The sequence below is a fragment of the Bifidobacterium sp. B4081 genome (assembly GCF_026537335.1).
Taxonomy (GTDB): domain Bacteria; phylum Actinomycetota; class Actinomycetes; order Actinomycetales; family Bifidobacteriaceae; genus Bombiscardovia.
In genome coordinates this window covers 680,310-692,379 of the sequence record NZ_JAFNMM010000001.1, presented here as the reverse complement: position 1 = coordinate 692,379, position 12,070 = coordinate 680,310, and the positions used below count along the sequence as shown (strand labels likewise).

General features: G+C 62.4%; 10 protein-coding genes. 5 read left to right on the top strand and 5 right to left on the bottom strand.

The genetic code is table 11. The features are described 5' to 3' along the window. Positions 1 to 105 precede the first annotated feature (105 nt). The 5 genes from J3T92_RS03100 to J3T92_RS03080 all read left to right on the top strand — a co-directional run bounded on the left by J3T92_RS03100 (position 106) and on the right by J3T92_RS03080 (position 6,308). Positions 106 to 435 carry a hypothetical protein gene (locus J3T92_RS03100; RefSeq protein ID WP_267399675.1) on the top strand — a complete coding sequence of 110 codons (330 nt, stop codon included), beginning with the start codon at positions 106 to 108 and terminating at the stop codon, positions 433 to 435. Further along, on the top strand, positions 432 to 1,859 hold the full coding sequence (locus J3T92_RS03095) for an alpha/beta hydrolase (protein WP_267399674.1): 1,428 nt from the start codon (positions 432 to 434) through the stop codon (positions 1,857 to 1,859). Before J3T92_RS03100 ends, J3T92_RS03095 begins: the two co-directional genes overlap by 4 nt. 72 nt (positions 1,860 to 1,931) lie before the next feature. Beyond that, positions 1,932 to 3,377: an adenylosuccinate lyase gene (gene purB / locus J3T92_RS03090; protein WP_267399673.1), complete on the top strand. Its 1,446-nt coding sequence runs from the start codon at positions 1,932 to 1,934 to the stop codon at positions 3,375 to 3,377. A gap of 2 nt (positions 3,378 to 3,379) precedes the next feature. Then, on the top strand, positions 3,380 to 5,851 hold the full coding sequence (locus J3T92_RS03085) for a lysylphosphatidylglycerol synthase transmembrane domain-containing protein (protein WP_267399672.1): 2,472 nt from the start codon (positions 3,380 to 3,382) through the stop codon (positions 5,849 to 5,851). 169 nt (positions 5,852 to 6,020) lie between these two features. After that, positions 6,021 to 6,308, top strand: a complete 288-nt coding sequence (locus J3T92_RS03080; protein ID WP_015022121.1) for an HU family DNA-binding protein — start codon at positions 6,021 to 6,023, stop codon at positions 6,306 to 6,308. 101 nt (positions 6,309 to 6,409) lie between these two features. On the opposite strand, the gene J3T92_RS03075 is transcribed toward J3T92_RS03080, so the two are convergent. From J3T92_RS03075 to arc, 5 genes are all read right to left on the bottom strand, one after another. Beyond that, complete coding sequence (locus tag J3T92_RS03075) at positions 6,410 to 7,837, bottom strand: proteasome accessory factor PafA2 family protein (RefSeq protein WP_267399671.1); 1,428 nt, start codon at positions 7,835 to 7,837, stop codon at positions 6,410 to 6,412. Positions 7,838 to 7,840: 3 nt separating this feature from the next. Beyond that, on the bottom strand, positions 7,841 to 8,044 hold the full coding sequence (locus J3T92_RS03070; protein WP_024626588.1) for a ubiquitin-like protein Pup: 204 nt from the start codon (positions 8,042 to 8,044) through the stop codon (positions 7,841 to 7,843). 24 nt (positions 8,045 to 8,068) lie between these two features. Continuing rightward, positions 8,069 to 8,905, bottom strand: coding sequence for an inositol monophosphatase family protein (locus tag J3T92_RS03065; RefSeq protein ID WP_024626589.1), 837 nt, complete (start codon positions 8,903 to 8,905; stop codon positions 8,069 to 8,071). Between the two features lie 90 nt (positions 8,906 to 8,995). Next, positions 8,996 to 10,504, bottom strand: coding sequence for a depupylase/deamidase Dop (dop, locus tag J3T92_RS03060; RefSeq protein ID WP_267399670.1), 1,509 nt, complete (start codon positions 10,502 to 10,504; stop codon positions 8,996 to 8,998). Beyond that, positions 10,501 to 12,063, bottom strand: coding sequence for a proteasome ATPase (arc, locus tag J3T92_RS03055; protein WP_267399669.1), 1,563 nt, complete (start codon positions 12,061 to 12,063; stop codon positions 10,501 to 10,503). Before arc ends, dop begins: the two co-directional genes overlap by 4 nt. Positions 12,064 to 12,070: the final 7 nt, after the last annotated feature.

The following is a 12,070-nucleotide window of genomic DNA, read 5'->3' as shown; positions in this document are numbered from 1 at the left end:
CAACCATTTGCAAAGACCTGTCCCCATCAAAACGGGTCAGGCAACATTCGACCACATAGCCCAATCGACGCCATGCAAGCGTGACCGCGGTGATGAAGTAGGCGCATGGACAAGTCATCACCATCGTTACTACCAACCTGGGGCTCCTTCCTCGAGCAGTCCTCCTACCTGTCCGATCCTGAGGCGGCCGGAGCCTGCCCCTGCCACGCACGGGCAGCCCGCTGCCGGACCATGCTGGCCGATATGGCTCGGCAGTCGAGAACAACCCTGGTCCACCTGAGCGAGTTAGCCGGCCAAGCTCTTAGGGTCGACTGGCAGGGAAAGGCCGCTCAGGCCTACCGGGCCCAGGTACGGGCCATGGATGCCCTCTGCCAGGATCAGCGTGTCCAGGCAGGACGCACCTTGAACGTGATCGATCAAGAGAGCCAGCCATGAAGCGGACGATCACTGCCGCACCAGACGCCAACGGTTACACCAGCACCGAATTGGATCATCTGACCGGCATGGCGGACCGGCTCAACCAGGCAGGTGGTGCCCTGGCCACCCTGCAGACACAATGGATTCTTACCGATCAGGCCATCCGCAGAACCATGCCAGGACTGCCGGCACTCCCCTGCGCCCAGGCTGCCGTGCCGCCACCAGGTCACGCCCGTCTGCCCCTGGACCTGATGGTGACCTTCTGCCGTGACCAAGCTCAGTCCTGCGAAAACCTACGCACCAAACTCCAGTCTGTGGCCGATCGGCTGACCAAGGCCTACGGGTTGTACTCGCATGCGGAATCATTCATGGAAAAGCTGATGGACTCCCTGATATCCACGGCCGTGACCCTCTTTCAGCCCATCGCCCCGTACATGTTGGGAACCATCGGTCTGAGCCTGGGAGCAGCTAAACTGACCGGCAACCTGGATGCCTCGCAATTCCAGGAATTTCTGGAAACTACAGCCGGCATCCATCAGCCTCTGCTGGCCGCCGCCGCGTCCGACCTGACTTCAGACTACCATGATCCTATTGGCAGATTGGTCACCGATCCAGGTCTGCTGGTGCCCTTCATACTCGCTCATCTTCAGGGTGACCGGCTCACGATGGATCCTGTCCAGCCACAGGGCAAGGGGTTGGGCGAGGCTCATGACATCGCCACCGCTCTGCAGAATCTGGAGGCCTTGGGATCCTGCCGGGACGGCATTCCTTACGCAACCATCGCTGTACAACGATATCGGGAGGCGGACGGCAAGGACCGCTGGCTGGTCTACATACCCGGCACCAGCTCCCATCTCGATTCCCCCATCGGCTGGGGCCAAAACATCCAGCTCATGAGCGACAAGGCTTCAGTGCGCGAAAGTGCGGCCTCCCTGCGTCTAGTGGACCAGGCCATGCGGGAGGCCGGGGTGCGTCCGGACGATCCGGTCAGCCTGGTAGGTCATTCCCAGGGCGGCATCGTGGCCGCCACCATGGCCTCGGATCTTTCCAACCGTTACCACTTCGATCACATCGTGACCGTCGGATCACCCATCGCTCACCGCCAGATAGGGTCAGACACCTGGGTCACCAGCGTGGAGATGCGCGAGGAACTGGTCTCCAGTCTTGATGGAGCCGACAACCCCTCGCGGCCCAATCAACTGACTGTCAGGGGAAGGGCGGGCGGACCTCCCCCTCCAGGTGGCAACCAAACTGGCCGGTCGGTGACCACTGCCGGCCCCGGCAAGGAATCCACCCATGGCATGGCCTACCAACGTGCGGCCTGGGCTGATGCCAGCGATCAGAATTCACCAGCCGTACGACGTCAGGACGACCACTTCGCCCAAGCCATCGAGGGCGATCTGCAGGAGACCCGCTACTACCGCGGCAGGCTGCGGCGATGAGCGGGACACGCGGACCCCCAAGAGCACTCATATCGATTCCTGCTGGTTGACCCGGTCGTCTAGGCTGGAGTCATGAACCTGAGCCGAATCACCCCAGTCATCCCCCTCAACCCTTTGGACGGACGTTACCGCAGACAGACCAGCGATCTGGTGGACTACCTGAGTGAACCTGCCTTGAACCGCGAGCGTATACGGGTCGAGGTCGAATGGATGATCATGCTGGCCAACGGCTACCAGGGCAACGGTCAGCACCCGGTCCTGCCGGGCGTAAAGCCTCTGACCAAGGCTGAGCAGGCTTATCTGCGGGCTATCCCCGAGGATTTCGATGCCGATGGCATCACCGAACTGGCAGGTATCGAAGCCCAGACCCACCACGATGTCAAAGCAGTGGAATACTTCATCGACCGCCGTCTGGAGGCTGCAGCCACAGCCCTTGGCCCCGAGTCCCAACTTCCCAGGCTGACTCCCCTGGTCCACTTCGCCTGCACCAGCGAGGACATCAACAACCTGTCCTATGCCCGCTGCATCCGAGGCGGGGTCGAACAGGTCTGGCTCCCCAAGGCCACCCGAATCGAGAACCACCTGGCCACCATGGCAGAACAATACCGCGATCTGCCCATGCTTGCCCTGACCCACGGCCAGCCGGCCACACCCACCACCCTGGGCAAGGAGATGGCGGTCTACGTCCACCGGCTGCACCGGCAGCTGGACCGGATCCGCAATCAGGACTACATGGGCAAGATGAATGGTGCCACTGGAACCTTTGGCGCCCATATGGCCGCCCTGCCGCAGGTGGATTGGATTGATCTGACCCGGACCTTCATCACCGAGCGGATGGGCCTGGTCTGGAACCCATTGACCACCCAGATAGAGTCCCACGACTGGCAGGCCGAGCTCTTCGGCAACATCGCCCACCTGGGCCGGATCCTACACAACCTGGCCGTGGACATCTGGATGTACATCTCCCGTGGCGTCTTTGCCCAGGAACCTGTCAAAGGCGCGACAGGGTCCAGCACCATGCCCCACAAGGTCAACCCCATACGCTTCGAGAACGCCGAAGCCAATCTGGAGATTTCGGGAGCCCTGCTGGACACCCTGGCCACTACCCTCACCGAAACCCGCTGGCAGCGGGACCTGACCGACTCCACCACCCAACGCAACATAGGTTCGGCCCTGGGCTACAGCCTGCTGGCTCTGGACAACCTGGACGGCGGCCTGCAGACCATCCACCCCGACAAGACCCTGATGGCCCGCGAGCTGGACAGCAATTGGGAGGTTCTAGGCGAGCCCATACAGACGGCCATGCGGGCCGCTGGACTGGCTGGACGCTCAGGCATGGATCACCCCTATGAGCAGGTCAAGGAGCTGATGCGGGGCAAGAGGATCGGCCGGGAGGATGTCGAGCACTTCATCGATGGCTTGGACCTGGACCAGGACACGGCCAGTCGGCTCAAGGCCCTGACGCCGGCAACCTACACCGGCACAGCCGGAACCTTGGTGGACTTCGATCGCGACTGACCATGACCCCGTCCCAGTCGACCACCACCCCCGAGGACGCTGATTCCGCCCACCCTGGGCAGGAAGACCAAGTCGTCATCAGAGATACCCCACCCCAGCGGGTCCATGATGCCGAAGACCTACTTCGAGCCCTGGCAGCCCTGATCCTGGGAATCCTGGTCACCCTGGCAGCTGTCTACCTGAAAGGCATAGCGGCCGGAGTCGAGTCTGACATGCGCCAGGCTGGCAACGCCATGGACTGGCTCATGGACGTACCCACCGCTTTCCTCCAACAGGCGGTGACGGTGACCGTGGTCCTGGCCGTGATAATCCACCTGCTGGTCAACAGGGAATGGATCCAGGCCATCACCGCCCCCCTGGCCATGTTCCTGGGGTTTGGGCTGGTCATGCTGACCTCCAACCTCATCCTGAAGGCAGGCAACCCGACCCTGATCGCCTCATTCAGCTCCCAGAACGCCATAGGGTCGCCCGTCCTGCTGCCTGACTTCTATGCCGGTCTAGCTGCCTTCCTGAGCGCAGCAGGACCCCGTCGCCTGCGCAGCTCGGTCAAGTGGGGATGGAACGCTCTATACGTCGTGGCCATCATCATGGTCGCCATATCCTCCAATTCGGCCAGCGGGGTTCTGGTCTCGCTTATCCTTGGACGAATCATGGGCATGGTCGTCCGATACCTGGCGGGCACACAGAACAAGGGCGCCTGGGGGCAGGGGGTGGTGCAGGCGATAGCCTCCATCGGCATCCATGCCACGAGTCTGGAACGTCAGGATCCCAGTCTGGACTCCGATGGCCAGCCCCTGCCAGCCCTCGACGACGACCTCATTGAGGCCTCCCGCATCTACAGAGCCCATGACGGGCAAGGCCACACCTACACGGTGTCGGTCATGGACGGCCAGCTGCACACCATGGGCTATCTGATGCAGCTCTGGCAGTGGATCAAGCTGTCCGGAGTCTCCATGCGCCGGGACCGGTCAGTCAGAAACTCCATGCAACACCACATGGCCCTGCTGACTGAATTGCGGGACCTGGGGCTGCCCGCCCTGCACCCTTATGGCCTGACGGAGAGCGCCGAATCCTCAATTCTGGTACTGGAGGATGATGTCCATCTTGATCCCCTGGAACCTGAGAACCTGGACGCCGACAGGGCCAAGCAGCTGATGGACTACCTTCGCCGGGCCAACGAGCGCGGCTTCACACACCGCCGCATCCGCCCGGAGACTCTGGCCGTGGACCAGTCGGGCTCCATGGTCATCGCCGGCTGGGAGAACGGCGACAGCGCCAGCTCCCAGGCCAACATTGCCCTGGACCGGATCCAGCTTCTGGCCTTGATTGCCACAATGATCGGGGTGGATCAAGCCATTGATGCCGCCCGTGCCTCCTGGGGTGTCAAGACCCTGGCGGGGCTATCGCCATTCTGCCAGATGGTAGCCATTCCCGCACAGACCCAAGCCCTGCCCGGCTGGGATCGACAGATTCTGACTGACCTGCGCAAACAGTTGCAGGCTCTGGCTCCCCCTGAGTCGGTGGCTGAGACCGGCCAGGTAACCCTCTCACGTTTCAGTCTGCGCAGCTTCGTGGCCCTGGCCCTCTTGGTGGTAGCTGTGGCAGTCATTGTCACCCAGTTCAACCTGCCTCAGGTCATCAGCGCCGTCCGCAATGCCAATCCTTGGATGGCTGGGCTCTCCTTCCTGCTGGGATCACTGTCTTGGGTGGGTTGCGCCATCACTCTAGGAGTCTTCATCGATCCGGCCAAGCGCGATTTCAAGGGTATCTTCCTATCCCAGGTGGCCTCCTCCTTCACCTCGGTCTCCATGCCTGCCGGAGTGGGGCCGGCCTTCGTCAACCTGCAGTTCTTGCGACGGGACGGTTATGGCAACACCATGGCCACGGCCATCATGAGCGCCGTGGTGGCCGTCCAGTTCGCGACCACCTTCTGCCTGCTGATCGTCATCGGACTGTTCACCGGACGCAACACCCTATCCGGGATGATCCCCACCAACACCCTGGTCATCGTCATCGGAACAGTGGCCATCATCGCAGCACTGATCATGGCCCTGCCGTACACACGACGAATGGTCATGGAACGTTTGATGCCCATTGTGGCCTCCTACGCCCGCCACCTTGTAGAGATATTGACTCAGCCCCGGCAGCTGGTAGTGGCCGTGCTTGGTGCTGTGCTGCAGTCGGCCGCCTTGGGCATGAGTTTCTGGGCCGCCCTGATGGCCTTCGGCTGCAGGACCAACGTTTTCGAGACCACTTTCGTCTTCCTTCTGGCCAACACGCTAGGTTCGGCTGTTCCCACTCCTGGCGGCCTAGGGGCCATAGAAGCCGTACTCTTCTCCGCCTTCCGCCTGGCTGGAGTCCCCTCAGGTGTGGCCATCTCGGCCACTCTGGTCTTCCGTGTAGCCACCTACTGGCTGCGCATCCCCCTGGGAGCCCTTGCCATGCGCTGGTTGAGCAAGCACAATCGCATATGAAGAGCCCTTTGGACACTTTCATTCCCAAGGACCTCAAAAATCGCTTGATGAAATGTCGGAAACCCCCGAAAAATGCGGTGTTTGGGCCTAATCTGCGGTAATATCAGTCATTGACCGTTGGGCTTCCCCCAAATCAAGCAATGGGAGGCCCCCGAAAGAAGGATGTTCTATGGCATACAACAAGTCTGATCTCGTTTCGAAGATCGCGCAGAAGTCCAACCTGACCAAGGCTCAAGCGGAAGCTGCTGTCAACGCCTTCCAGGATGTCTTCGTCGAGGCCATGAAGTCCGGTGAGGGTCTGAAGCTGACCGGTCTGTTCTCGGCCGAGCGTGTCAAGCGCGCCGCCCGCACCGGCCGCAACCCCCGCACCGGTGAGACCATCAAGATTCCGGCCAGCTACGGCGTGCGTATCTCCGCAGGCTCGCTGCTGAAGAAGGCCGTCACCAACAAGAAGTGAAACCAGCCTTTCTGCAAGGGCCCCGGCATCCATCCACGGATGCTGGGGCCCTTCTTGGTTAGAGAAGACCTAATGGAAGTCCCGCGGTGCAAACTCGGCTTCTAGGCACGAGGTTCTGCGGCATTCTTGAGAAAGTCCATCAAGGAGTGGTATCGGGGTGGGCCCAGATGATCGAAGGGGTTAGGCAGGGCAACCTCTACTCGGTGAGAGCCGCCTAGGACCAGGTTGCTCCAGTCGCATGACCAGCTGCGTGTTCCCCGGTCTGCGGCACGGACGAAGTCGCCACGCAGACGGGCCCGGGTATCCTCCGGAGGTTGATCCATGGCGCGACGTATCTCCGAGTCGTCGACCGGCGAGCGCATGAGCCCATGCCTGATCAGGCCAGGGAAGGATCTTCCGGCGCTCAGATCGTGATAGTCCAGATCCAGGGCCTCGGCCAGATCCCGTCCGGCCTCTCGTCGACTCAGGCCCTGGATCAACCGCAACTTGGCGGCCCAATCCACCCAGTCAGCCAGATCCTGCCAACGCCCCGCGTCCAGCGCATCCAGGGCAACCCTCCAAAGTCGCAGGGCCTGCAGAGCCTGGGGTCGATCGATGCCTATATCCTCCTGCTGGTCAACCAAATCCTTGCAGGCCGACCAATAGGCCTCTTGCAGACCCAGGGCGCTGATACTGCCAGTTTTCGTGGAAGCCTGCAGTTCCAGAGTGACCCGGCCGGTCCGATCCCGACTGACGGCTCGGACGGCTGCACGGGGATCAGCCAGGGCCCAGTCCGCCAGGTCTGGTCGTCGGCCTTGACGGCAGGCTTGCTCGATCAGGTTCAGAACCACGTGAGTGCTGGCCATCTTGAACCAAGTGACCAACGGCGAACGGTTGGTATCCCCTACGATCACATGCAGACGCCGCCATCGTTCGGGATCGGCCAGAGGCTCGTCACGGGTGTTGACCATGGGACGGGCACGGGTGGTGGCCGAGGAAACCGCCTCATCCAGAAAGTCGGCCCGCTGGCTGATCTGGAAGCCATCTGGGTCCAGACGACCCGCCCCGGTGATCAGCTGTCGGGTGACCAGAAAGGGGACCAGGCAGGCTCCGATCATGTCCAAGGGGACTCCCCGATCCAGCAGGTAGTTCTCATGGCAACCGAAGGCATGATCCCGGGCATCCACATTGTTGGCAAAGACATGCACCTTCACGGGCCTGCCCAGATCCTCCGTCAGGCGTTTCCCAGCGCGCTCCGCAAGGTCGGTCATGATCCGCTCCCCGGCCAGCACCTGTTTCAGTGCCGTCAGCGGATTGCGGGCCTCCGCCGTGGCATACTCCGGGTGGGAGCCCACATCCAGGTAAAGCCGAGCGCCATTGGGCAGATAGATGTTGGTTGACCCGTGCTTCTCGATCAGAGGACGGAACATGGCCATGGCCACCCTGCCAGCGGCGTAGGGGCCACTGGCGCCGGTCAGACTCAGTCCATACTCGGTCTCGATGCCGAATATTCTGCGAAAGTCCGAGTCAGTCCCATGCCCATCCGTCATGGATCACTGGCCGCCCTTCTGGACGAAGCCCTGCACATACTCCTTGGCATTGGTCTCCAGGGTGGTCTCGATATCATCCAAGACGGCATCAAGATCGGACTGAGCCGTCTGACCCTGTTCACGTGCCCCGGTCTGCGGCAAATCCTCTTCCTGTTCCTGCTGCTGCCCGGCTGCCATATGCCGTCCCTGCTGGGATGCCTCAGCCATGGTCGCTCTCCTTCCCTGCCCGAATCAGCGTCCGCTCAGATAGGTGTTCAAATCCTCGGCGATGAGCCCGTTGGTGGCTACCACGTCGTTGCTGCCCTCCCAGCGCACGTGTCCGCCGTCCCAGCGCCAAAGGGTGCCCTTGGCCTCCCGGACCACGACAGCCGCTGCAGAGACAGCGGGGATGTCCCAGGAGTGCAGGGCCGGTTCGAAGTAGGCGTCGTAGCTGCCGTCCGCCACCCGACACAGGTCCAGCGAGACCGGACCAACACGCTTGATGTCGGCAGGCTTGCCGGCCATGCGTGAAACGATCTGCAGGACCTTTTCGGACTCGTTGGGGAAGTAGGACATACCGAAGCTGATCACTGACCCATTCAGGGTGGTCATCGTGGAGGGGATGATCTTCTCCCGCTTGTCGCCCACAATAGTCCGTCGGATCCTGATGGCGCCCTGACCCTTGGCAGCCAGATAGGTCAGGCCCAGGACCGGTGCATGCACGATGCCCAGGACCGGTGAAGCGTGACCCTTCTCGTCCACGGCGAAGAGGGAGATGGTCAGTGTCCATTCGGCCATGTTGCGCACATAGTTGACCGGACCGTCGATGTGGCCCAGGCACCAGTAACGACCGCCTGGACGGCGGTTGCCGGCCTCCTCCTCCCAGAAGCCGTCCATGGGGTCCAGGGCGGCGATCTTGGTCCGGCAGTATCGGATCAGACGCGTGTCAATGCTCGGCGAAAACTGGGTGCCTTGGCCGATGGCTGAGGTGGAGCGGGGATCGTGGGGGTTGATCTGGTCCTGGAGGGCATGACGACCGGCCTCCACAGCAATGGTGGCGGCCTGCATGGCCAAATCGCGCAATTCCATACTTCTCTTCTCTTTCAAACGGGTGGCCGAGGCATTGCCGACCGTGATCCACCGGTGGTCGTCCTGTCGGATATCGGACTATTTTCTGCGCTACCTGCAGTATATGTCGCGGCCATCCCGGTAGGAAGACCGTGTGTGACTCAGCGGATCGGACAGATCCACCACCCTGGTCCTAGGCTCTCCCTCCGGGCCCTGGCTCTCAAGAATGACACGACTCCAGGAGACAGCCCTGACCGCATCAGGGCAGCGATGTAGCAGCCGGGAACGGTACCAGGCGCGAGTCTGCTCCGGCCCCTGGTCCATGGCTATGGTGATCTGATCGGGATCGGCCAGTTGCAGGGCGGATCCTCTCAGTCGCCAAGGCAGGTCACGGCCGGGATCCACCCGTGCCCAGGCCAAATCCAGGGCCGCCAGACGGGGATCCAACCAGTCGGATATGGAACGACGACGACGCAGACGCTCCAGGAGCTGCCATTTGAGCAGCCATTCCAACCTGCCTGCCTGGTCGTGCATAGCCAAACGGGCCTCCTCGTCGCCCGAACGCACTGCGGCCAGATCTTCGAGCACCTGATCCCAGAGGCTCAGAACCCGATCATCGGCACATCCAGGCCTGTTGACATCCCGTCTGGTCTGGCGGGCCGCATCCAGCAATGCTCTTTGGATGGTCAGCGCATCGGCGAACCCTCCGTTTGCCAGGGCCAGCGGCTTGGTCAGGGTGACATCTCGCGAAACCGTGTGCAGGGCCGACACCGGATCATCCAGCGTCCAGCGATCCAACAGCTCATCGACTTGACTGGTCGAACCACCCTCGGACTCCAAGAGGCCCAGCAGCAGATCGGTCGTTCCCAGCTTGAGGACCAGGGGCGCATCCAGCCGGTTGGCATCGCCCACAATCACATGGAGGCGGCGACTGCCCGGCCCGGCATGTGACTCGTCCCGGGTATTGATGATCGGCCGCCCGAAGGTGGTCTGCAGTCCAATGCGGCTGGTCAGATAGTCGGCGCGCTGGCTGAGCTGGAAGCCAGACTCTTCGCTCCTGGGCCCCAGACCCACCCTGCCCGAGCCGGTGTAGATCTGCCGGGTGACGAAATGAATGGTCATCAGAGCCGCCACCCTGGCGAAGGGCACCGCCCTATCCATCAGATAGTTTTCATGGGATCCCCAGGCGGCACCCTTGCCGTCTACGTTGTTCTTGTAGAGAGTCAGACCTCCGGCCCTTTTTGCGGCCTGGGCCATCATCCGATCACCCGCACGGTCCTGGACCAACGCATCGAAGGCATTCACTGTTTCCGCCGAGGCATACTCCGGGTGGGCATGATCCACGTAAATGCGAGCGCCATTGGGAGCTGCCACATCAATCAGCCGGGCGCCGGGCGCGTCAGTGAGCATGCTCGGAGCGGCGGCGGAACGCGGCAGCCGACCTCCCCTGGCATCATTGACCGGATCCTCTTGCCCATAGTCCCAGCGGATATGCGCCAAGGCCGGCTGGGCGGCGGCCCTTACCAGACGCAGGGCCAGGGTACGTGGATCGGCGCCGGGATCCTGGGGGTCGGCTATGGCGTACTCCGTCTCGGTACCCATGACCCGCTCGGCATTCATGATCGCTCCCCTGGCCCGTCAACTGGGCGAACCTCCTGAACCTGCCCTGGGCGCAGTCCTGCCAGATCGGCCCAGCGGTCCGGATCCTGCCCACTGAGCTCCTCCAGCGTGTCCTCATACTGCCCACGGACCGCCCTTGCGCAGAACCCGCGGTCAAGACCCACCTGCCGACCCTGTTCGATGGAGGCCTTGACCGCCATGGTCTTGACCCGATCAACCAGGTTATGCAGCATGGCGCCGGAGACCACTGACTCTAGGTAGAGGGGCTGCCAGCGGCCCCTGGCATCCATGATTCTGCCCAGCAGGTGGTCATCATCCCGAGCGAAGAGTCCGTCGACCAGCACCTGGATCAGCTCCTCCGGCCCACCATCATCCTCCATGGGCATATCGGAGCCCAGATATTTGCCCAGAATGGCGGCTGACCTGGTTCTGTCGGGCCGATCGATGCGGATCTTGACATCCAGCCGTCCAGGGCGCAGAACCGCCGGGTCGATCATGTCAATGCGGTTGGAGGCGCCGATGACCATGACCTGGTCCAGGGATTCGACACCGTCCAGCTCGGTCAGGAACTGGGGGACGATGGTGGTCTCCACATCCGACGAGATACCAGAACCTCGGGTTCGCAACAGGGCATCCATCTCGTCGATGAAGACCACCACCGGTCCACCCTGGCCTGCCAGGTTGCGGGCCCGGGCGAAGAGGCGGCGAATCAGCCGTTCGGACTCGCCCACGAACTTGTTGAGCACCTCAGGACCCTTAACTGACAGGAAGACCCCATGACCGTCGCTCTCCTGGGCCAGGGCACGGGCCAGAGCCTTGGCGATCATGGTCTTGCCATTGCCGGGCGGACCGTAGAGCAGGACACCCTTGGGGGCCTGAAGCCCATAACGACGCATGAGATCAGCATGCTGGAAGGGCAGCTGGACCGCATCCCGGATCCGCTCGATCTGCCTGTCCAGGCCGCCAATATCAGAGAAGTCCACGTCAGGAGTCTCCTCCAGGAGCATGTCGGCCTGATCCGACTCAGGCAGCACAGCCAGGGCCATCGAACAGCTTTCGTCCATGAGCAAGGCGCTACCCGCCTCGATGGGCTGGTCCTGTAGAGAGCCCGCACGCGCGGCTACGCGGGTCTGACCGGAGGGGTCTTCCACCAACAGGGCACCGGATTCCAAGGTCTCCCGCAGCGTGCGGACCTGCCCGGTCACCGGCTGATCGCCCACACGCACCACCACCATATCGGCGTTGAGCAGAACCTCCTGGCCGGCCCGGATCCGCTCGGCGTGGATATCAGGCGCCAGGGGGACGACCATCCGTCTGGAACCGTTCAGGATCAGCAGACGGGCCTGCTGCACCCCCTGGCTGTCATAGGCTACGGAATCCACGCCCAAGGCCAGGGCGACGGTCAAGGGCGGTTGGCCCAGCTGGGCCAACTGGCTCTTGGCCTTGGACAGTTCCTTGGCAGCCCTGGTCAGCGCGGCAGCCAAGGCCCGGTTGCGCCGTTCCCCGTCCTGGTCCTGGTCATTGGCATCGTCAGCTTGCTCAACATCATCGGACTGCATGACTACC